The organism is Mesorhizobium sp. M5C.F.Ca.ET.164.01.1.1 (assembly GCF_004792125.1).
Lineage (GTDB): Bacteria > Pseudomonadota > Alphaproteobacteria > Rhizobiales > Rhizobiaceae > Mesorhizobium > Mesorhizobium wenxiniae.
This window is the reverse complement of record NZ_SRTG01000017.1, coordinates 1-22,284: the sequence shown is the minus strand read 5'-3', so window position 1 is coordinate 22,284 and position 22,284 is coordinate 1. Positions and strand designations below refer to the sequence as shown.

The following is a 22,284-nucleotide window of genomic DNA, read 5'->3' as shown; positions in this document are numbered from 1 at the left end:
CGTCGTCGTCGAGGGCTTGTTGTCGCCCCTCACTGATCACATGACAGGCCTGAACATTCTACACGATGGCGGATTCACTCGGGCTTATTGAGGACGCCCTGGGCGCGATTGCGGGGCTGACCTTCCATCTTGTCCGTGATTGCCTGATTGGCGGTCTTTCAGCCTGAGCTGCCCCACACGTCGGGTACCAAGTGTCAGGCTTTTACCACTAGTCTAGGCACCAATTCGGTCAATCACCTCGGCCAGCGGAATGTGGCCAAGGCAGACACCTGAACCCGCCGGCTTTTCGCCATCCTCGATGGCCTGCGCATACCGCACGTCCGGATCGCTTTCGATCCGGCGGCGCAACGCCGCCAGCTTGGGGTAGGCGGCGCTGTCGACCGCCTTGTGGAACTCCGCCCAGCGTGCCACGCCAATCAGCGTGGTATCCGCCAGCGTCAGGCGATCGCCGACCAGAAAGTCCGTGTCGACGATCATCGCCTCAAGCCGGTCATGGCGTTCGGCAACGGCCTTGCGGCCAAAGTCGCGCAAGGTCGCCAGCAGGACCGGCTCGGCCGATTCCATTTCATATGCAGCCCAGAGCGGGGTGAAAGCGGCGGTGAAACCGGTGTTCACGAAAGCCATCAGCTGATGCATCCGGTCCGCTTCCGGCGAGCGAGGATCGAAGCTGATGCGACGTTGCGTGTCGCGGGCTTCGAGCCAAGCGGCAATCGCCATGGTCTCGGTGAGCACTCTGCCTTCGTCCGTGATCAACACCGGCGTTTCCTGACGGCCGTTGATGCTGGCAGAGGCGTCGTTCTTCATTTCGGTGAGCATGTCGACGCGACACAGGCGGTAAGGCTGTCCGAGGCGTTCAAAAGCAGCGACAAGCCCCATCGAACTTCCCGCCGGGACGCCGTAAAGGAGGATAGGTTCCATTTCTTTGTCTCTTCCATGTTAGGGATCACGCTGCGCAGCGAAGCTTGACCCTAAACGCTGGTCGTCCCATGTAAATTACGCACTATTCTGTAACCAGGGACCCGCCATGAAAGATGTCGTCTCACGCTGCCCGATCGAAGAGACTATGCGTGTGCTCAGCGGTCGCTGGCCCACCTTGCTGCTCTACTATCTCAAGGACGGGACCAAGCGCTTCAGCGACCTGAGGCGTGACAACCCGACCGTGTCGCACCGCATTCTGGCGCTAGAACTGCGCAAGCTGGAGGAAGCCGGGATCGTGCGGCGAACGGCGCACTCCGGCTATCCGCTACGCGTCGACTATGACCTCACGGCGCCCGGCCTCAAGCTTGTGCCGCTCATCGACGCCCTGGGCGACTGGTGGGAAGATACCGAGGCCGATCGGGCCGGCCAGATTTCATCGACGCCGGAAACCAGGCTCGTCAAGGCGGCCTGACCAGTGGTGAAAGCCTGAGGCCTGGTACCGAGGCTGGACAACCGCTTTGGGTCGGACCTGCCGTCCGGGTCTATTATCGGATGCGCGGGTAGCGCCAGAAGCCCTGCAGATACCGGATCAGCGAATTGTCCCCGCCATACCTCCATGCACGAGCCCGATCAACGGAGCCCATATAGTCGGTCATCCGGGTTGCCTGCCGCGACGCGGGCGGGGCGTGAGGAAGTTCACCTCAAATTGCTCTTCGGAAACAGCACGCGATCGGGTTTTGCATTCATTCGCGCCAGCATTTCCTTGATCAAGCGTGTTTTGGTGCGCCCCGCTTCCTTCGGCGGCACGAGGTAACGCACGATGGCCTCGAGCCAGGTGTTTTCACTGACGCGAAAATGAACCACGGGATGCTCCTTCACTTCGAGTTCGTCCACCGGCGTTTGCGACAGGATGTGCTTATAGACCTTCACCTTCTGGCTCATGATGTCGCCGATCTGCTCGTCAACGACCTCCCTCATGGTCTTCGCTACGAATTCCAGATCGCTTTCATAAGCGAGCTGGAACTTGATTTCGTTCCAGACATAGGGAAACAGCGGCCAGGAATAGTTGAAGACCGGCGTGTCAAACACGGTGGAGTTCGGAAACTTGATAACGCGTCCGCTTGGATGATCGGTCCAAAGATGTTCGCCGCCGAATTCCCATAACGTCGTGTCGAGATAGCTGACATCAATGACATCGCCATGGGCATCGCCGATGCGAATGCGGTCGCCAACGCGATAAGGCGCCCTGGCCAGAATATAAATCCACGCGATGAAACTGGAGATCGGCATTTGCAGCGCAAAGCCGAGAATCAGTGAAATCAGGCCGAGTGAAACAACCGCAGCGTACCAGTTCACAAATAAGACCGAAATGGCCACGAAGACGATGGCGACGACGACGACCAATCGAAAAATACGTTGCAGGTTGAAACGCGAAACACGATTGGGAATTCGGCCAATGAGAAAGACTTCGATAACATTCGCAACGGTCAGCATAACGAAAATGAGAAGGCCGCCCCTGACGTAGTTCAGCACGCGAACGCGCAAAGGCGCATCAAGCCATTCTAGGCGCCAATTGATCAGGACTTGGATGCCAAAAAGCAGCAAGGCGGCGGCAGCGAAACCAACCGTCCACCAGACATCTTGCTTGCGAAGGCTGAAGCGGAATTTTTCCTCGGGCTTTTTCGCCTTCTGTTCCAAAGTTTCTGGATCAGCAGTCTGTTGCGCGGCCCGTTCGAGTCGGGAAAGGTTCTCCTGTTCCTTGGCGCTCGGTTCCATGGGTTCACCTCCCGATGTGGCCATCAAGACCCAGCCAGTGCCTTCTCGTTCCTCGACGGCGGCATTCCGGCAAACGACCCGATATCAGTCGCTGACCGGTTCCTTGCCGGTCCCCGAAAGCTGGCCTTCATTCCGGCGGCCCCGTCCTTGGTGAAATAGGGCGGCAAGCAGAAAGATGCGACGGCGCCGCCATATTCGGCAAATGCCTTATAGCCCGATCCGAAATTAAGTTGAGTTTGGTATCAGCAGCTCCCCGATAGCTCACCGGTAGCGATCTCGAGTGTTATCGAGCGCCCTTGGCCGCCGGCGCTACAGAGGGTGACGATATCTTTTGAGATTCCGTCCGCGCTGATGCCCTGTATCGATCGACGATGACGGCTGATCCTCGCCCGGGCGATAGACGATCCCGCGCTTTCGGATGAACTTCTGGAACAGACGCGCGCCCGGATCGATGCCGGGATCAGCCAAGTGTCTGCCGGCTAGCGGTCTGCGGCAGGAGTGCTCTTATCGAGAGCAATGCGGCTATCGGCGGTGGTTGGGTGACTATCTTGGAGAATACCGCGCCGTAGCGTGCAGTCAGCAGGGTTCGCGGACGGCTAAGGGCGCAGTGAGCGAGATTTTTGAGCGCCTGCCCGGCAAAAGCCATGATCACCGCTAGTCAGTCGGGCATGACCGTTGCCCAAATCGAAGATTCCGATGCCCGATCAAACTTTAACAGGCGAATGCTATTTAGAGCTGCCGGCCTTGCTGCACTGGCCGGGCTCGCTGCCTGCGCCACTGTGCTGCCCACCGGCGAAGGCGCCGGGGTCTCCGCCTCCGCCGTCGGCACACTGGCGGGCATCCGTGCCTCAGCCGGCCTCGGGCCGCTTGTCCCCGACCCTCAGCTCGAACAGGCAGCCCTGCAGCAGTCCGGCTATATGGCGCGCGGCGGCCGCATGACCCATACCACAGGCTGGGGCAAGGGATTCGCCTCGCGCGTCAAGGGCAACGGCATTAGCGGTGCTGCCGCCGAAAATATCGCCGAGGGCCGTTTCGATCAGCAGAAGCTGTTCGACATCTGGATGCATTCGGCCGGCCACCGCCGCAACATGCTCGACCCGCGCTTCACCCGCTTCGGTCTGGCCTATGTCCGCGACGGCCGCGACAGCGCGCTGCGCTATTGGAGCCTGGTTCTGGGCAGATAGAGGCTCGGGCAAACAGGCGGTGTAACTGGCACGCCGGCCGCAGCCGTCATCCATATGCGCGGCGCGCGCTGCCATCGGCGGCGGAGATCATCAGGGATCTGCTGGCCGTCAATCCTTGTGGCGGAGCAATTCCTCGATGTCGCTGGCCGAAACCGGTTTGCTGAAATGATAGCCCTGCATTTCATCGCAGTTGTTCTTGCGCAGGAAGGCCACCTGATCGTCTGTTTCGACGCCCTCGGCAATGACCCTCAGATGGAGCTTTTGACCCAATGAAATCACGGCGCTGGCGACAGCCTGATCGTTCTCGTCGGCGGCGAGATCGTTGATGAAAGACTTGTCGATCTTCAGCCGCGCGACCGGAAACGTCTTGAGCGCACTGAGGCTGGAATAGCCCGTTCCGAAATCGTCGATCGAGATCTGAACGCCCAGGCTTTGCAGTTCGTCCATGGTCGCGACCGCCAGGTCGATATCCTGCATGATGAGGCTTTCGGTCACCTCCAGCTCGAGATATCCAGCCTCCAGACCGCTTTCCGTGAGCGCGTTGACGACACGGCTGATCAGGTTCCTTTCCCTGAATTGCCGTGCCGACACATTCACGCAGACAGTCATCGGCGGCAGGCCCGCGTCCTGCCAGGCCTTGGCCTGCCGACAGGCTTCGTGCAGCACCCAGTCGCCGATCGGCACGATCAGGCCTGTCTCCTCGGCCGTCGGAATAAAGGCGGTCGGCGGTATCGTACCCCGCGTCGGATGATTCCAGCGTACCAGCGCTTCGACGGCGAAGACCTGCCCCGACCGAAGATCGACTTGCGGCTGGTAGACAAGGGTGAATTCCGAACGGACCAGGGCGTTTCGCAATTCCTCCTGAAGCACGAATTTTTCGTGCGCCGTGGTGTTGAATTCGGGAGCATAGAATTGGAAATTGTCGCGGCCGAACTCCTTCGCGCGATACATGGCTGCATCGGCGTTGGCCAGCAGCGCGTCCGGGTTCGTCCCATCCTTCGGATAGCTTGCGATGCCGATACTGGCCGTCGCCCTCAGCCGATGCGCTCCGAGTTGAACCGGCTCCGCGATCGCCATACGGATTTTTTGCAGGGTCTCGGCGATGAGATCGACGTTCGTCGGCTGGTCGAACAGAACGATGACAAATTCGTCGCCGCCAAGCCGCACGACGGTATCGGTCGCCCTTACGCATTCGACCATGCGGGCGGCAACGGTCTTCAGGAGCTCATCCCCGGCATTGTGGCCAAGCGTGTCGTTGACGAGTTTGAAATTGTCCAGATCGATAAACACCACCGTCACCCAGCGATCGTATCGCTGCGCGTACAGAATCGCTTGTGAAAGCCGGTCCTCGAGCAAGGCGCGATTGGGAAGTCCGGTCAGCGCATCATGGTTGGCCATGAAGTGGATTCGATCTTCGGCCAGTTTGCGCTCAATGGCGATCCCGGCGATGCGCGTCGTGAAATCGATGAGCCGGGTCTCGGCGTCGGTCGGTTCGCGCACCGTCATCGAATACATCGCAAAGACGCCCAGCACAGCGCCCTGATGCGACAGGATCGGGGTCGACCAGCACGAACGATAGCCATGCCCCGCCGCCAGTTCGCGATAATCCTCCCATAGCGGATCCTGCATGATGTCGGCGACAATGACCGGCTCGCGCCGGTGGGCGGCGGTTCCGCAGGATCCCACCTTGGGACCGGTGGCAACCCCGTCGATGGCGCTCGTATAGTCTTTCGACAGGCTCGGCGCGGCGCCGTGGTGCAAATGGCCGCCATCCTTGTCGAGCAACAGGACGGAGCCGAATATCCCCGTCAACTGGGACTCGACGAGGCGCATGAGGCGGTCGAGCACGTCTTCGAGCGGAGCGCTCGTCGCGATCATTTCCAGTATATGCGCCTGCCCGTCTCGAAGGACGTCCGCCTGCTTGCGGGCAGTGATGTCGCGGGCGATGCCAACCAGACCGAAGATATCATTTTGAGCATTGCGCAACGGCACCTTCGTCGACGAGAACCATTTGCCGGCGCCTGACGCATCGACCACAAATTCTTCCTCGTCGATCATCGGCCGCCCGGTGCGCAGCACGTCCTGCTCGATGGCGCGAAATCGCTGCGCAAGCTCCGGGGCATGGAGGTCGAAATCGGTCAAGCCGATCATGTCGCTGGCCTTGTCCTTGCCGCTGTCGGACGCAATGGCCCTGTTGGCCACAACGAAGCGGCTTTCGGTGTCCTTGACCCACATGTAATCGGGCACCCAGTCGATCAGCGTTTGCAGCGAGATACGCTCATCGACGATCAGGCGATTGGCGGTGAGTTCCGTAACGTCGTCATGCGTAGCGACCCAGCCGCCGTCGGGCATCGGCTGGTGGCGGATCTGAATTGTCCGGCCGTCGGCGAGTTCGGCGGCCCAGTTTCTCGAAGCCGTGCCCGAATTGACCGCCCGGGCCATTGCGAGATAGGCATCGGTAGCCATCGCGGACGTCCCGGCAGCGACGCGGCGTTCGACGATTTCGCCCAGCGTCACGCCCGGCTGCAATTGCTCTGGCGCAATGCGGTAAATCTCGGCATAGCGGCGGTTGCACAGGATCAGCCGTTCATCGGCGTCGAAAAAGCAGATGCCTTGCGAGATGTTGTCGATCGCCGTCTCGAACCGCAGCGCCTGCCCCTCGAGCGTTGCGATCGTAGCCCGAAGCTCGCGCTCGAGGTTTTCGTACGAGGCGGTCGTCAGTTTCGCCAGCGCGGCCAGATTGGCCGATTCGGGCGCTTCGGGCGCTTCGGGCGCTTCGGCGGCTTGCCTCGATGATTTCGTGGCCAAACGGAATTCCTCCGGCTCGGTGCATGGGGCGAGGCAAACAAAGCTCGCCTGCAAGCTAAACGGGTGCATTGTGGTCCGGATATACTAATGGTCGGTGAACCGGTTCAATGCCGGAGGCGACCGGCCGTGGATTTCTCAGGGTCACGATTTGAGTTCGGAGCCCGGATCGAACATCGGTCCATATGCGCGGCGGGACCGGCGGTCGGACCGGCCGTTGGCTTGCGCAGCAGGAAAACAAACGGGATGGCAAGCAGCGTCATCATCATCAGTAGCTTGAAGTCATTGACGTAAGAGATCATCATCGCTTGGATATTGACCATGCCGTCCACTTGGGAAAGCGCCGTCGGATCGCCGCCCGCCGCTGCCGGCGACGCCGCCCAGAGATTGGGATTGAACGGGTTGATGTAAGCTGAGAGCTCGGCATGGTTCACCTGCGTGTTGCGTACCAGGAGAACCGTCACCACCGATACGCCGATCGACGAACCAAGATTGCGCACCAGGCTGAATAACGCAGTGGCATCGGTGCGGAAGCGCGCGTCGAGCGTGGCGAAGGCCACGGTCGACAGCGGCACGAACACCATTCCCATTCCAAGGCCCTGGATGACGCCGGAGCTGAGGATGAGCCAGCTGTCCATCTGCGGTGAAAAGCTAGACATGGTGTAGAGCGATTGCGCGGTCAGGAGGAAGCCGATGACGACGAGGATTCGGGCATCGACTTTGTGCATGATGCGGCCGACCAGCAGCATCGAAATCATCGTGCCGACACCGCGTGGTCCCATGACGATACCGATCGTGACGGTCGGATAGCCGAAGATGGTCGACAGCATTGGCGGCAGCAGCGCCATGCTCGCCAGAATAAGCACGCCCATGACAAAGATGAACGCCAGCCCGGTCACAAAATTGCGGTCGAGGAATATCTTCGGGTCAATGAAGGGCTGCTCCGCCGTCAACGTGTGAATGATGAACACCCAGAAGCCGGTGATGGAAAGACCGAGTTCGATCCATATCTCGACCGAGGAAAACCAGTCGACCTCGCCGCCGCGATCCAGCATCAACTGCAGCGCGCCGACGCCGAGCGACAACATGGCAAAGCCGAAGAAATCGAAGCTGCGTATCCGCCTTGCAACGGCCGGCAAGTAGGCGGCCATGCCAAGGAAGGCGAGGATGCCGACCGGCAGGTTGATGAAGAACACCCAGCGCCAGTTGAAATTCTCGGTCAACCAGCCACCGAGCGTCGGGCCCAGGATCGGTCCCAGCATGATGCCGGCGCCCCAGATCGCCATGGCCTGGCCGTGGCGTTCCTTGGGGTTGATGTCGAGCAGGAAGGTCTGCGACAGCGGCACGATAGCCGCGCCGAACACGCCTTGCATGAGGCGGAACAGCACCATGGTTTCAAGGCTCCATGCCAGACCGCACAGCATGGAGAAGATGGTGAAACCGACCACCGCCGTCAGGAACAGCTCCTTGCGGCCAAAGCGGTCGGCTAGCCAGCCGGTCACCGGCGTCATGATCGCCGCGGCAACGATGTAGGAGGTCAACACCCAGTTGATATTGTCGGGGAAAGCGCCGAGATCGCCGGTCATGGTCGGCAGCGCGACGTTGGCGATCGTGGTGTCGAGCGCCTGCATGATCGTCGCCAGCATCAGTGCAACTGTTATCAGGCCGCGATGCGGCACTCCGCGAAAGGGTTCTGGCGTGCTCATGATGTGGAACTTCCGGCAGGTGACAAAAACGTGTACACTAGAGCGACGTGCGTCCATTTGGACGCACAAAGCACGCTCTAGTACTTTGAGACTGCGCATCGTGCTTTCCGAAAATCGATTCCGATTTTCGGGCCGATGCGCTAGGCTTCCGGGCGGCGAGGCCTTCCGTGTGGAGAGACCCTCATCGCGGTGGGACGCGAAATCGATGTGGGGGTTACATCGACCGAGCGTCTCGATAACGGGCGCCTGCCGCCCGGAAACCTGAGGACCGAAGCGGCCTGCGTCGGATTGTTCAGGCTTCGGTCTGGCAACGCAGCCCGGTCCGAGTCCCAACCCTCACCGCATCCCCTCAGACCAATCCTGCCATCTGCATTCCTCTCGCCGGCCTGCATTCTACTTGTTACGTCTCAGGCTTCATCATCCGATGGAACGAGGTGGTCTATTGCGCCTCACCCGCCGTGGCGTGGCCGAAGATGCTCGGAAGCCCGCGGGAAACGCCGGTGTCCACCGTAACGGTCGCACTCATGCCGGTGCGCAGCTCCATCTTGGCGTCGGCATCGGCCAGTTGCAGGCGTACCGGAATGCGCTGGGTGACCTTGACCCAGTTGCCGGTGGCGTTTTGGGCGGGCAACAGCGAGAACTCGGCCCCCGTGCCGGCGCCGATCGCCTGGACCGTGGCTTCGAACGTCTTGCCCGGATAGGTGTCGACCACGATTTCAGCCTTCTGGCCGGGCTTCATATTGGTGAGCTGGGTTTCTTTGAAATTGGCATCGATCCAGGTGTCGCCGGTCTCGACCAGCGAAAACAGCGGCGTACCCGAGCCGACATACTGGCCGACCTTGAACGAGGCAGCCTGGCTGATGATGCCGGCGGCCGGCGCCTTGACCGTGGTCTGCCCCAAATCGTAGGCAGCCTTGTCGCGTGCGGCGAGCGCCGCCATCACGGTCGGATGCTTGTCGGTCTCGATATCGGGATTGCCGCCAAGCGCCGCCCTGGCGCTGAGGATGCCCTGCTCGGCCGCGGCCAGTTGCTGCTTGGCCTTGTCGAGTTCGTTCCTGGCCTCATCCAGCGACGATTTGGCGTTAATGCCCTTGCGGGCAAGGTCGGCGGCTCGGTCATATTGCGACTGCGCGTAGTCGACCTGGCTGGCGTCGGACTTCTCCTGCGCTACCGCCTGGCTGTAGGCCGCACGCAACTGCTCGACATTGAGGCGCGCGCCGGCCACCGCCGCATCGGCCTGGGCCAGTGCGATCCGGTAGGGCTCGGAATCGATGGCGAACAACACGTCGCCCTGCTTGACGGACTGATTGTCGAAAATGTCGACCTGAACGATGCGACCTGCCGTATCGGCTCCTGGTAACGGCCGCCGGTCACCCAGACGTAGCTGCCGCCGGTTCTTCGGCGCCACCGGCGCCGGTTCTACCGGCGGAGCGGCCGTAACCGGGGCTGCCGCGGGCTGCGCGGGAGCTTCATCTCCAGCTTGCTCGCATTCTCATCTACCTTGGCAACCGCGTTCATGCTGCTGCGCCTTCTGCACTCTCGACTTTTTCGGCGGACGCCGTGTCGCCGTCCGCCAGGTTCTTGGCCATCGCCTCCAGACCCTTGATCAGGATGCGGCGATCTTGCGGCGACACGCCGGTCAGTGATTCTTCATAGACTTCGCCGGCGAGGCTCTTGATCTCTGCATAGGCCTCGCTCGCTTTGGCGGTCGGGAAGATCATGCGAACGCGGCGGTCGGCGGCGTCGGAACGGCGCTCGATCCAGCCGCTCTCCTCCATGCGATCGACCAGGCGCGAGACGCTGATCGGCTCGATCTCGAGATGCTCGGCGAGCCGCGCTTGCGTGATGCCTTCTTCTTTGGCGACGCGGACCATAAGCCGCCATTGCACCGAGGAAAGGCCGAGCCCGCTGGCCCTCGCCTCGAAGCGCTTGCGCATCAGGCGCTGCACGTCGTGGATCAAAAAGCCCAATCTATCGATGCCGTCGGAAACCATGAGCAGCATATATTATAAGCGTGCTCATCATTCTAGGGGCCGAATTTTCGCCGGCCAGGAAAGCGTCGAGCCGACGGTGGTTCCAAAGTCCGAAGACAAGGATGGTGCCTGCGCCCAGAGCATCCAGCCCGACATTGTCCCATCGCGCCAGCCCGAGCCCGCCCATCGTCCAGACAGCACCGAGTGAGCGGCGCGCTGGTCGCCGGCAAAGACGAGATAGTTGGTCAAGGCGGTGAACATGAACGAGACGGCAAGGCCGGCGAGGATCAGCCGTTCCAGCATGGAAGAGGTCGGTCGCCAAAACATCGGAAAATTCTCAGAATCCGATCGGGATTTCAGCGCCTGAAAAGCCGAATGAAAGCGTGCTGGGGAACGGGCCAATTGACCCTGTTTCACGCCAAGGCGTCCGGCCCCGTCTCCAGCCAAGGATCATAGCCGGCTGTCGCACCCATTCCGGCGCCGGCCGCAACATGGGTAGGAGACAACATGACTGCCGCATTCCACAGCAGGTTGAAACGTGGCCTCGTCGGCGTATCGATCGCGGCGCTCGCCTGCGCCGCCGCCGTCACCTGGTACGCTGCCAAGGGCGAGGCCGCGAGCGCAAAGCCGGATGTGCCGGAAGCGAAGCTGGTCAAGGCCGTGACGGTGAAGCCGGCACCGCAGGCGGACAGCCGGCTCGCGATCGGCGAAATCCGCCCACAGCGCGAAAGCGACCTTGGGTTCCGGCTCTCAGGCAAGCTCGTGCAGCGCACGGCAGCAGTAGGCCAGATTGTCAGGAAAGGCGAAGTGCTCGCCCGCATCGACGACCAGGATTATCGCAACCGCTTGCGCAGCGCCGAGGCCGATGTCGCGGCGGCGCAGGCCGTGCTGGTCGAGGCGAGCGCCGCCGAGGCCCGCCTCGGAGCGCTGCTTGCCAAAGGCTTCACGACGCGCGCCAGCTACGATGCGACGTTGAAGAACCTCCGCTCGGCGCAAGCCAAGCTGGACTCGACAAAGATTGGCTTGGAGATGGCCAGGGATCAGCTCGCTTATACCGAACTGCACGCGGATTTCGACGGCGTGGTGACGGCGACTGGCGCCGAGGAAGGCCAGCTCGTCAATGTCGGGCAGATGGTCGTGCGCATCGCCGATCCGCAAGCCCGCGACGCTGTCTTCTCGATCCCCGAGGCTGTCTTCTCAAATCGCCGCAGCACCGGGCATCCGCCGGCGATCATGGTCTCGCTGCTGAGCAATCCGGCGATCTCGACATTCGGCGTCATCCGCGAGGTGTCGCCTGTGGCCGATGCCGCCACCCGCACCTTCCAAGTGAAGGTTTCGCTGCGCAACGCTCCGGATGAAATGCGCTTTGGCAGCAGCGTCGCGGGCCGTGTCAACGAATCCAGCGCGCCTGTCGTAGTGCTGCCGGGAAGTGCACTGTTCGACAAGGATGGTCAGCCGGCCGTGTGGATTGTGGGCGCTTTGTCGGCCGTCGAGCTGAAGCCCGTTGTCATTGCTCGTTACGAGACCGAGCGGGTCGTCGTCAGCGGCGGCCTGGCCGAAGGCGATGTGGTCGTAACCGCCGGCATCAACCGGCTGCGCGAACACGAAAAGGTTCGCATCGTGGCAGGAGAAACCAGATGAGCCCGTCACAAACGAAAGTCCTGATCGCCGGCGCCGGACCAACCGGGCTGACGCTTGGCCTCTGGCTCACCCGTCTCGGCGTGCCGGTCCGCATCTTCGACAAGGCCGCAGGTCCAGGCGAGACATCGCGCGCGCTCGCCGTCCAGGCCCGCACGCTCGAGTTCCACCGCCAGATCGGCATCGTCGAGGACGTGCTTGCCGCCGGCGTGCGGCTGGAGCAACTCACCGTGCGCACGCCGGCCGGCATTGCCGCAAAGCTGCCGATCTCCGACTTTGGCCGCGGCATCAGCCCGTTCCCCTTCGCATTCGCGCTGCCGCAGGACATTCACGAGCGCATCCTGATCACGCATCTCGAGCGCGCCGGGGTTCGGGTCGAGCGCAATACGGAGCTGGTCGCGTTCGAGGACAGGACCAGTTCGGTTGTCGCCACACTGCGCAATGGCGGTGTGACCGAGACAGTCTGCGCCGCCTATCTCGTCGGTTGCGACGGCGCCCGCAGCACCGTGCGGCATGGGCTAAATATTGACTTCCCGGGTGGCACCTACGAACAGGCCTTCTACGTCGCCGACGTGAAGGGCAGCGGCGCAGTCACCCGCAACGGCATGGACACCACGGTCAGCGCTTACGGTTTCGCGATCGTCATGCCGGTCAGGCAATCCGGTTCACTGCGTCTGATCGGCATCGTCCCGAAGGCGCATGAAGCCAACAAGACGATTACCTTCGAGGCGATCCGCGCCGATGTCGAGCGCGACACCGGCATCAAGGTCAACGAAGTTAACTGGTTCTCGACCTACCGCGTCCACCACCGCGTTGCCGAACGCTTCCGCGTCGGCCGCATATTCCTCTGCGGCGATGCCGGCCACATCCACAGCCCGGCCGGCGGCCAAGGCATGAACACCGGCATGGGCGATGCGGTCAACCTGGGCTGGAAGCTCGCTGCCGTGGTTCAAGGCCGTGCCAAACAACGCCTGCTCGACAGCTACGAGCCGGAACGCATCGCCTTTGCTCGGAAGTTGATCGAGAGCACCGACACGGCGTTCCGCTTCATCACCAGCCGCTCGCGCCTGGTCGGCCTGTTTCGCCGCTATCTGATGCCAAAGATCCTGAACGTCCTGTTACACACGTCGTTCGGCTCGCGCGCCTTCTTCGGCCTGATCTCGCAGGCCGCGATCCAGTACCGTTCCGGGCCGATCAGTTCCGGCACGGCCGGGAAAATCAGTGGCGGCGACCGCCTGCCCTATGTCCTCACCGCCAGCGGCAACAATTTCGAGCCGCTGCGCTCGCTGGACTGGCAGGTGCATGTCTATGGCGAGGCGACTGCCGAGTTCCGGGCGATGCTGGCTCCGACCGGCATCCCGATCCACAGCTTCGCCTGGTCCGACATGGCCAAAGCCACGGGCCTGCATCGCGACGGTGCCTATCTGGTGCGGCCCGACGGCCATGTCGCGCTGGCCTCGCCGGTGCAGGAGGCAGCATTGTTCCAGCGCTATCTCGCGGCGCTCTCGCTCCGGCCAAGGCTGGCCGAGCGCGCGCCCTACCGGGTTGCAGGCACCATGCACAGCCTGGCCTGACAGTTGCTGCGTCCGCCGATCGCGGGCGCAGCACCGACAAACCTTCAACAGCACAACGTAGCCGGCGTCCGGCCGCGCGCCAGACGCCGCGCGCCATCAAGGAGTTGCATCATGACCAGCTTCAACCTTTCCGAATGGGCGCTGCGCCACAAGAGCTTCGTCATCTACCTGATGATCGCGGCCGCGCTCGCCGGTATGTTCGCCTATACGGGCCTCGGCCGCGAAGAGGACCCGCCCTTCACCATCAAGACTATGGTGGTCAAGACTTTATGGGCGGGGGCCACGACCAGCGACACGGTCGAACAGATTACCGACCGGATCGAGAAGAAGCTCGAGGAGCTTCCCAACCTCGACTACGTCAAGAGCTACACCAAGCCCGGCGAATCCGTGGTCTTCGTCAACCTGAAGGACACGGTCGCGGCCGACCAGGTGCAGCCGCTCTGGTACCAGGTGCGCAAGAAGCTCGACGATATCAAGTCGACGATGCCTTCCGGCGTCCAGGGCCCCTTCTACAATGATGAGTTCGGCGACACCTACTCGCTGATCTACGCGCTCACCTCCGACGATCTCAGCCATCGCGAGCTGAAAGACATCGCCAGCAGCCTGCGTGCAGGGCTGCTGACGGTGCAGGACGTCGCCAAGGTCGAGCTGATCGGTCAGCAGGACGAGAAGATCTATCTGGAATTCTCGACACAGAAGGTCGCCGCACTCGGGCTCGACGTCGGCACGCTCTCGCAGGCGCTGCAGGCGCAGAATGCGCTGACCCCGAGCGGCACGGTCGATGCCGGTCCCGAACGCATCGCCATTCGGGTGTCCGGAAAATTCACCTCTGAGGACAGCCTGAAGGCGATCAACCTCTATGCCAATGGCCATTATTTCAGGCTGGGCGATGTCGCCGAGGTCAAGCGCGCCTATTCCGACCCGCCGCAGCCGATGTTCCGCTTCAACGACCGGCCGGCTGTCGGCATTGCCATCTCGATGACATCGGGCGGCGATGCGCTGGCGCTTGGCGAGAACGTCAAGGAGAAGATGCACGAGATGGCGGCCGAACTGCCTGTCGGCGTGGAGCTCGGCCTGGTCGCCGACCAATCGCATGTGGTGGAGGAATCCGTCGGCGAGTTCACCAAGAGCCTCAGCGAAGCCATTGCCATCGTGCTTGCCGTCAGCTTCCTGGCGCTCGGCTGGCGTCCGGGCATCGTTGTGGCCGTCGCCATCCCGCTGGTGCTGGCGATCACCTTCGTCACCATGGAGTATTTCGGCATCTCGCTGCAGCGCATCTCACTCGGCGCGCTGATCATCGCTCTCGGCCTTCTGGTCGACGACGCCATGATCGCGGTCGAGATGATGATTTCCAAAATGGAGGAAGGCTACGACCGGATCTCGGCCGCCACGTATGCCTACACCTCGACCGCTTTCCCGATGCTCACCGGCACGCTGGTGACGATTGCCGGCTTCGTGCCGGTCGGCTTCGCCAAGAGCGGCGCCGGCGAATACTGCTTCTCGCTGTTCGCGGTCGTTGGTATAGCGCTGGTCGTCTCCTGGGTCGTCGCGGTGCTGTTCACGCCGCTGACCGGCGTCGTCCTGCTGCCTGAGCGCATCAAGGGCCATGGCAGCCACGAGCCCTCGCGCCTGGCGCGCGGCTTCCGCGTGCTGCTCGAGATGGCGATGCGGGCGAAATGGCTGGTGCTGTCAGCGACCGCCGGGCTGTTTGCCCTCTCGGTTGTGGCCATGGGCTATGTCGGGCAGGAGTTCTTCCCGAAATCCGACCGGCCGGAGGTCATGGTCGATCTCACCTTGCCGCAGACGGCATCGATCAAGGCGACCGACGAGGTCGTGGACCGCGTCGAGAAGCTGCTCGCCGCCGATCCCGACATCGACCACTGGAGCTTCTATGTCGGCCAGGGCGCGGTGCGCTTCTATCTGCCGCTCGACGCCCAGCTCGCCAATGACTTCTTCGCCCAGGCGGTTGTCGTCACCAAGGGGCACGCCGTGCGCCAGGCCGTCATCGAGCGGTTGGAAAAGTCGCTCTCCAGCGGCTTCGACGATGTCATGACCCGCGTCACGCCGCTTGAACTCGGCCCACCGGTCGGCTGGCCGCTGAAGTTCCGCGTCAGCGGGCCGGATCCGGACGAGACGCGCAGCCTGGCCCAGCAGTTCGCACAGGTACTGGGCAGCAATGGTGCCGTGCGCAACATCAACTACGACTGGAACGAGCCTGCCAAGGTTATCAAGGTCGAGGTCGATCAGGACAGGGCGCGCGCGCTGGGCATCTCCTCGCAGGAGCTTGCCGACACGATCAATTCGATTCTGTCGGGGTCGAAAATCACGCAGATGCGCGACGATACCTATCTGGTCGACATCGTGGCCCGTGCCGTGCAGTCGGAACGCGCCGACATCGACACGCTGCGCACGCTGACGGTCAGCACGTCGGGCGGACGCCGCGTGCCGCTCGACCAGGTCGCCTCGCTCTCCTATCAGACCGAAGCGCCGCTGATCTGGCGCCGAGGCCGTCTGCCGACAGTGACCGTACAGGCCGACGTCGCGACGGGCGCCGATCCCGCCTCCGTGGTGCGCACGCTCGACAGCGCGATCGCTGCCTTCAAGGCAGAACTGCCGGCCCGCTACAGCGTCGAACAGGGCGGCGTCATGGAGGACAGCGCCAAAGCGCAAGCGAGCATCTTCGTCGTCTTCCCGCTGATGCTGTTCATCATGACCACCGTGCTGATGATCCAGCTGATGAGCTTCCAGCGCCTGGTGCTGGTGCTGCTCACCGCTCCGCTGGCGCTGATCGGCGTTGCCGGCGCGCTGCTGATGTCGGGAGCACCGATGGGCTTCGTCGCCATTCTCGGCGTCATGTCGCTGATCGGCATGGTGATCCGCAACTCGGTCATCCTGATCACGCAGATCGATCAGCACATCGCCTCCGGCGAAGAGCCGTGGTCGGCGGTGATCAGCGCCACCGCGCATCGGCTGCGGCCGATCCTGCTGACGGCGGCGGCAGCCATCCTTGGTATGATCCCGATCGCGCCGACGGTGTTCTGGGGCCCGATGGCCTATGCGGTGATGGGCGGCCTGATGGTGGCGACGGTGCTGACGCTGATCTTCCTGCCGACCCTCTACGTCGCGTGGTTCGGCATCAAGGCACCGGCACGGAATGTGGCGCCGGCGAGCCGAGCTCTGCCGGACACCACGTCCTGGTCCGGCAACGCCATCCCAGAGCTTCCGGGTGCGCCGGGCTGACCGGCGCATCCCGGGAGGAACCCGAGGCCGGCCGGGGCGCAATGCGCGGCGCCGGTCACCAGCAATGCAACCCAACGATACGGCAAAGGAGAGATGAGAATGACCAGACATACCGATGCGTTCAGCGGCGAGCGGCCCGTTGCCGCCGCCCCTTCCCGCCGCCAGGCGATCAGCATCGCCGCGATCGGCCTAGCGATCGCCGCGACAGACCTTGCCGGCCTTGCCCCGCTTTCCTTCGTCGGCGAGGCGCAGGCCCGCATCGGCCAGCCGTTGACGCCAGGCAGCGTCGCCGGCGTGACGCGGCGCACGACAAGACGTGTGCTTCGGCACACCGCCGTTTACGTCGCCGCCTTGCCTACAGGCTGCGTGCGCACCAACGTCGACGGCTTCACCGTCTGGCGGTGCGGCACCACCCACTACCGGCGCTATCATGGTCGTTACGTCGTCGTCCGTGTCGACTGAACGCAGCGCCGATGGAGCAATTCGCGGTAGGCGCCGCCCGCCTCATAGCGGCGCCTGCCGCCCGAGGGCAAGCATAACGCCTTCGGCGAGATGGTCCGCGTCGGCCTGGTTCTCGAACGGGACGCCGCGCAGCGCATAATCGAGCGGCGAGAAAGGATCGCCATCCTCAATGAGGACGATTTGCCGGCGCGCCCGCTCCATGTCGCCCATCTGGGCATAGCAGGCCGCCAGCCTCGTCCGGATCCATGGTGCCGGGCGCGTGGCGAGCTCCAGCGCTTCCGCCGCCTGCCGATATTCTCCCATCATATAGAGCGCCAATGCGCGGTCGAACTGGTACCAATGTGGGTGCAAAGGATCGATGCGGATGCCACGCGCCAGCCAGGTCAGCGCCTCGAGCGGTCTGCCGCGCATTGTAAGCAGCATGCCCATCTGCTCGATGCTGTCGGCATCATAAGGGTTGAGCTGCAGCGCGATGCGCATGTGGTGCTCGGCCGCTTCATGGTCGCGCATATAGAGTCGCACCAGCGACTGCACCCGATGGCCGGTCGCCTGGTCCGGCGAGAGCGACAGACCCTTGTCGGCAAGGTCGCGGGCGTTATCCAGCACCGCGTCGCTGGCACGCCCGAATTCTCCATCCAATGCGCGCGCCAAAGCGAGGTAGGTGTAGGCCAGGCCATACGTCGGGTCCTTGGCGATGGCCGCCTCGAACAACGCCTCGGCACCTCGCTGGTCGGTCTGGGCAGGATCGCGCAAGAGGGCGAAGCCACGCAGCGCCAGTTCATAGGCGGCAAGGCTGGTGATCGGCTTGCGTGAGGCCTGCTGCAGGCCGGCATTGTTGACCCGCGTCACCAGCCTGCCGACAATCTGCTCCACGATCTCCTGCTCGATCGCGAACAGGCCGGTGCCGCGAGACTGATAGCGGTCGCCCCAGAGCTGGCTGGCGCTCGCAGTGTCGATGAGGTTGACGGCCGCCACCACGTGTTCGCCCTGACGACGCACTGACCCTTCGACGATGAAGTCCGCGCCGATGCGCGAACGGATTTGCGGCCACTCCGCGCGCGCGAAAGAGGAAAAGGAAAAGCTCGAGTTGCGCGCCAGGACGGTGACGGTTCCGAAGCGTGCCAGCCCGTTGATGATATCCTCGGCGAAGCCATCGACAATCGCCTCGTCCGCCGGATCGCCGCCTTCATTGCGGAAGCGCAGCACCGCCACGATCGGTTGCACGCCGATCTCCGGCGATTGCTCGGCTTCGGCCGCCAGCATGTAGCCTCTCTTGGAGACGGTGCGAACCATATCCTCGCCGATCGATTTGCGGATCTCGCGGATCGATTGCGTCAGGGAATCCTCGGTGACGAAGATGCCGGGCCAGGCAACTTCCATCAGCTCCGATTTCGGCACGATACGGCCCATGTTGCGACAGAGGTGCTTCAGCAGGACATAGGCTTTTGGGCGGAGGAATACCGGCCCGTTGGGACCGCGCAGCGTTCCCCTGGCGAGATCCAGCGTGAACCCGCCGAAGCGAAAGACCTGATCGGCAGCCGAGATTGTCACCGGCACCTCCCTGACAAGCATTGAGATGCCGCATGGACGCCACGTCAAGAGCCGTGTGACGCGGTTTAGCGGACGGGACAGCTGTCTAGGGAGTTCGCGATCACGGTCGTTGAATTTTGCGGGAGGCGCAATTTCGATCAAACTGACCGTGCGGAAAGACGGCAACATGATTTGGCCAATGCAAGGAGCAATATGAATCCGACGGAGAAAGCGCTGTGGTTCGTCGAAAGCCATCTGCCGGAAGCAGTCTCGCTCGACGATGTCGCCAAGAGCAGCGGCGTGTCGCGCTTTCACGTGACGCGGGCTTTCGGTGCGGCGACCGGCCATTCGGTGATGGGCTACGTCCGTTCTCGCCGGCTGACCGAAGCGGCGCGCAAGCTAGCAGCCGGCGCACCCGACATCCTCTCGGTCGCGCTCGACGCCGGCTACGCCTCGCATGAGGCCTTCACCCGCGCCTTCCGCGACCAGTTCGGCACAACGCCGGAACTGATGCGCGCGCAAGGCTCGCTCAACAATCTCGATCTCGTGGAGCCGATCCTGATGGACCAGTCCATTCTCACCACCCTCGAGCCGCCGCGCTTTGAAACCAGCCGGCCGTTTCTCATCGCTGGTCTCGGCGAACGCTACAGCTGCGAAACCAGCGCCGGGATCCCGATGCAATGGCAGCGGTTCGGCCCCTATATCGGCAACATTCCTGGTGAGATCGGCGACGTCGCGTATGGCGTCTGCATCAACGGTGACGATGCAGGCAATTTCGACTATATCGCCGGCGTCGAAGTGTCCGATTTTTCGGACCTGCCGAGGGAATTTTCGCGCGCGCGCGTGCCGGCGCAGAAATACGCCGTGTTTGCCCATCGTGACCACATCTCGACCATCCGCCGCACGGTCAACACGATCTGGAACAAATGGCTGCCGGCCTCCGGGCACGAGGTCGCCGATGCGCCCGAATTCGAGCGCTATGGCCCCGACTTCGATCCGCGCAGCGGCAATGGCGGGCTGGAAATCTGGATACCGGTCAAGGCCTAAAGCACCACTACAGTTCCAGGTTCCAGTTCTGGCCGACCAGATCCTTGCCGAAGGCGTGGTGACGCTCCTCGTCGGCCAATTTGAAACCGGCCGCCTCGTAGATGCGGCGCGCTGAGGTGAGCACGTCGTTGGTCCACAGCGTCAACGTCTTGTATCCCTTCGCTCGGGCAAAGCCGATGCATTCCTCGACCAGCCGCCTGCCGATGCCGAGACCGCGCGCCGAGGGTTCGACATAGAGCAGGCGCAGCTTCGCCACCGCGTCCGACTGGCGCACGACAAAGACCGAGCCGACGACTTCGCCTTCCCGCTCGGCGATCCAACTGCGTTCCCATTTCGGATCGAAGGATTTGACGAAGGCGCCGAGGATTTCGGCGACCAGCGCCTCGTAGGTTTCGTCCCAGCCATATTCCTGCGCGTAGAGCAGGCCCTGGCGATGGATGATCCAGCCGATGTCGCCGACCTGCAAAGACCGCAGCATGTAGGGAATTTTGGGCTCTTCACTCTCGCCCAGCAGGAGTTGCACCGTTCGCATCGCCTTGACCAGCCTGTCCTGTTCCGGAGCGGGAAGCCGGTCGAGCAAGGCCGCGACCTGATTGTGCGAACCCTGGTTCAGCGGCGCGAAGGCCGCCCTTCCCACCGGCGTCAGCGCGATCGACGAGCGCCGCGCATCGGCTTCCGTCGCGGCGCGCTCCACCAGGCCGCGCTCCTCGAACCTTTTCAACAACCGGCTGAGGTAGCCGGGATCGAGACCGAGATCGCGCGCAAGATCGGTGGCGGTCAGGCCATCGCGATGCGCCAGTTCATAGAGCACCCGAGCCTCGGTCAGCGAGAAGGCGCTTTTCAGCAGCCCTTCGTCGAGCAGGCCGATCTGACGGGTGTAGAAGCGGTTGAAGCCCCGCACGGCATCGATCCGCTCCTTGCCGGGTTGATGATGAATTGTCATGGCATCCTCCTGCCCGCACAAGATCAACCATTTACTTGACTTAGTCAAGTATCTGTTTAAGGCAGGGCCTTATCCAATCCGGCGGATGAGGCCGTCGAACGACTTTGCCTTGCGACGCTTGCCGTGCCCGTCGACGAGGCGAGCGACTGGTTCAACGAAGTGCGCCTCGTGCCGAGCGGATCCTGTCCGCTGGCGGAACGACAACCGCTTTTAGAGTTTGGTTCGCCGAGGGGCCAGTAGTTCACCGCCGGGCGTTGATCGGCTCATTCACCGCCTTGACTCTCGCCAGCCGCCGGCTTATCTCACCGCCACGTTAGCACTCTCCATTGGTGAGTGCTAAGCGTAGGTCCGGCGTCGCCGGACGGAGGAACTGTTCTCACCATTCTCATCGAGGAATAAAAAATGGCAAAGTCGAAATTCCGCCCGCTTCATGACCGCGTGGTCGTACGCCGGGTTGAATCCGAATCCAAGACTGCCGGCGGGATCATCATCCCGGATACGGCGAAGGAAAAGCCGCAGGAAGGCGAGATCATCGCCGTCGGTTCCGGCGCCCGCGACGAAGCCGGCAAGCTCGTCCCGCTGGACGTCAAGGCCGGCGACCGCATCCTGTTCGGCAAGTGGTCGGGCACCGAAGTCAAGCTCAATGGCGAAGACCTTCTGATCATGAAGGAATCCGACATCATGGGCATCATCGGCTGAATATCGGCCTCACCGTCACTTAAATCTTCGGGCTCAATTCAAGCCCCTGCCAGGAGCTAAAAATGGCTGCCAAAGACGTAAAATTTTCCCGCGATGCCCGTGAGCGCATGCTGCGCGGCGTCAACATCCTCGCCGACGCAGTGAAGGTCACGCTCGGTCCCAAGGGCCGCAACGTCGTCATCGACAAGTCGTTCGGCGCACCGCGCATCACCAAGGACGGCGTCACCGTCGCCAAGGAAATCGAGCTTGAAGACAAGTTCGAGAACATGGGCGCGCAGATGGTCCGCGAAGTCGCTTCCAAGACCAACGACATCGCCGGCGACGGCACCACGACCGCGACCGTTCTGGCGCAGTCGATCGTCCAGGAAGGCCACAAGGCGGTTGCCGCCGGCATGAACCCGATGGACCTGAAGCGCGGCATCGACCTCGCGGTTAGCGACGTCGTCTCGATGCTGATCAAGAACGCCAAGAAGATCAAGACCTCGGAAGAGGTTGCCCAGGTCGGCACCATCGCCGGCAATGGCGATGCTTCGGTCGGCTCGATGATCGCCGAAGCGATGCAGAAGGTCGGCAACGAGGGCGTAATCACGGTCGAGGAAGCCAAGACCGCAGAGACCGAACTCGAAGTCGTCGAAGGCATGCAGTTCGACCGCGGCTATCTTTCGCCCTACTTCGTCACCAACGCCGACAAGATGGTTGCGGATCTGGAAGACGCCTACATCCTTCTCCACGAGAAGAAGCTCTCCAACCTGCAGGCCATGCTGCCGATCCTCGAGGCTGTCGTGCAGA

Annotated in this window: 15 protein-coding genes and 4 pseudogenes; 10 read left to right on the top strand and 9 right to left on the bottom strand. The window is 62.6% G+C overall.

The features are described from left to right. Positions 1-213: 213 nt before the first annotated feature. Positions 214-918, bottom strand: a complete 705-nt coding sequence (locus EN807_RS31315) for a glutathione S-transferase family protein (protein WP_135937832.1) — start codon at positions 916-918, stop codon at positions 214-216. A 106-nt stretch (positions 919-1,024) separates the two neighbouring features. Between EN807_RS31315 and EN807_RS31310 the strand changes: the two genes are divergently transcribed. Beyond that, entirely contained in the window at positions 1,025-1,390 is a 366-nt protein-coding gene (locus EN807_RS31310) for a helix-turn-helix domain-containing protein (RefSeq protein WP_135937831.1), read from the top strand. 224 nt (positions 1,391-1,614) lie between these two features. Here the strand turns inward: EN807_RS31310 and EN807_RS31305 are convergent, their stop codons facing one another. After that, positions 1,615-2,694: a mechanosensitive ion channel family protein gene (locus tag EN807_RS31305; protein WP_127317681.1), complete on the bottom strand. Its 1,080-nt coding sequence runs from the start codon at positions 2,692-2,694 to the stop codon at positions 1,615-1,617. Positions 2,695-3,075: 381 nt separating this feature from the next. On the opposite strand from EN807_RS31305, the pseudogene EN807_RS37045 reads away from it, so the two are divergent. Both EN807_RS37045 and EN807_RS31295 read left to right on the top strand, forming a co-directional pair. After that, a pseudogene (locus tag EN807_RS37045) lies at positions 3,076-3,177 on the top strand (TetR/AcrR family transcriptional regulator); the annotation flags it as partial. Positions 3,178-3,362: 185 nt separating this feature from the next. After that, positions 3,363-3,878 carry a CAP domain-containing protein gene (locus EN807_RS31295; protein ID WP_135937836.1) on the top strand — a complete coding sequence of 172 codons (516 nt, stop codon included), beginning with the start codon at positions 3,363-3,365 and terminating at the stop codon, positions 3,876-3,878. 108 nt (positions 3,879-3,986) lie between these two features. Here EN807_RS31295 and EN807_RS31290 read toward each other — a convergent pair whose 3' ends face one another. The 5 genes and pseudogenes from EN807_RS31290 to EN807_RS31270 form a co-directional block, all read right to left on the bottom strand. Beyond that, positions 3,987-6,686 (bottom strand): EAL domain-containing protein, encoded by a 2,700-nt coding sequence (locus EN807_RS31290; RefSeq protein WP_135937830.1) that lies wholly within the window; start codon positions 6,684-6,686, stop codon positions 3,987-3,989. Positions 6,687-6,862: 176 nt separating this feature from the next. Beyond that, positions 6,863-8,389, bottom strand: a pseudogene (locus EN807_RS31285) (DHA2 family efflux MFS transporter permease subunit); the annotation flags it as partial. A 439-nt stretch (positions 8,390-8,828) separates the two neighbouring features. Next, positions 8,829-9,907 (bottom strand): annotated as a pseudogene (locus tag EN807_RS31280) (HlyD family secretion protein). Then, positions 9,904-10,383, bottom strand: coding sequence for a MarR family transcriptional regulator (locus tag EN807_RS31275; RefSeq protein ID WP_135937835.1), 480 nt, complete (start codon positions 10,381-10,383; stop codon positions 9,904-9,906). Before EN807_RS31275 ends, EN807_RS31280 begins: the two are co-directional and overlap by 4 nt. 37 nt (positions 10,384-10,420) lie before the next feature. Then, a pseudogene (locus EN807_RS31270) lies at positions 10,421-10,659 on the bottom strand (iron chelate uptake ABC transporter family permease subunit); the annotation flags it as partial. 210 nt (positions 10,660-10,869) lie between these two features. Between EN807_RS31270 and EN807_RS31265 the strand changes: the two are divergent. From EN807_RS31265 to EN807_RS31250, 4 genes are all read left to right on the top strand, one after another. Further along, complete coding sequence (locus tag EN807_RS31265) at positions 10,870-12,003, top strand: efflux RND transporter periplasmic adaptor subunit (RefSeq protein ID WP_135937829.1); 1,134 nt, start codon at positions 10,870-10,872, stop codon at positions 12,001-12,003. Further along, a complete protein-coding gene (locus EN807_RS31260) occupies positions 12,000-13,574 on the top strand; it encodes an FAD-dependent monooxygenase (RefSeq protein WP_135937828.1) in 1,575 nt (524 codons plus the stop codon). The genes EN807_RS31265 and EN807_RS31260 overlap by 4 nt, the downstream gene beginning before the upstream one ends. Positions 13,575-13,685: 111 nt before the next feature. Continuing rightward, positions 13,686-16,814, top strand: coding sequence for an efflux RND transporter permease subunit (locus EN807_RS31255; protein ID WP_281405229.1), 3,129 nt, complete (start codon positions 13,686-13,688; stop codon positions 16,812-16,814). A 99-nt stretch (positions 16,815-16,913) separates the two neighbouring features. Then, positions 16,914-17,276 (top strand): hypothetical protein, encoded by a 363-nt coding sequence (locus EN807_RS31250; protein WP_135937827.1) that lies wholly within the window; start codon positions 16,914-16,916, stop codon positions 17,274-17,276. Positions 17,277-17,318: 42 nt separating this feature from the next. Here EN807_RS31250 and EN807_RS31245 read toward each other — a convergent pair whose 3' ends face one another. After that, complete coding sequence (locus tag EN807_RS31245; protein ID WP_135937826.1) at positions 17,319-18,827, bottom strand: winged helix-turn-helix domain-containing protein; 1,509 nt, start codon at positions 18,825-18,827, stop codon at positions 17,319-17,321. A 192-nt stretch (positions 18,828-19,019) separates the two neighbouring features. Here EN807_RS31245 and EN807_RS31240 point away from each other — a divergent pair, with 192 nt between their 5' ends. Next, positions 19,020-19,853: an AraC family transcriptional regulator gene (locus tag EN807_RS31240; protein ID WP_135937825.1), complete on the top strand. Its 834-nt coding sequence runs from the start codon at positions 19,020-19,022 to the stop codon at positions 19,851-19,853. A 7-nt stretch (positions 19,854-19,860) separates the two neighbouring features. On the opposite strand, the gene EN807_RS31235 is transcribed toward EN807_RS31240, so the two are convergent. Then, positions 19,861-20,796 carry a helix-turn-helix domain-containing GNAT family N-acetyltransferase gene (locus EN807_RS31235; RefSeq protein ID WP_127316453.1) on the bottom strand — a complete coding sequence of 312 codons (936 nt, stop codon included), beginning with the start codon at positions 20,794-20,796 and terminating at the stop codon, positions 19,861-19,863. A 402-nt stretch (positions 20,797-21,198) separates the two neighbouring features. On the opposite strand from EN807_RS31235, the gene groES reads away from it, so the two are divergent. Both groES and groEL read left to right on the top strand, forming a co-directional pair. After that, a complete protein-coding gene (gene groES / locus EN807_RS31230) occupies positions 21,199-21,495 on the top strand; it encodes a co-chaperone GroES (RefSeq protein WP_006203049.1) in 297 nt (98 codons plus the stop codon). Between the two features lie 62 nt (positions 21,496-21,557). After that, positions 21,558-22,284, top strand: a 727-nt coding sequence (gene groEL, locus EN807_RS31225) for a chaperonin GroEL (protein WP_135937824.1), incomplete at its 3' end; no start/stop codon positions are given.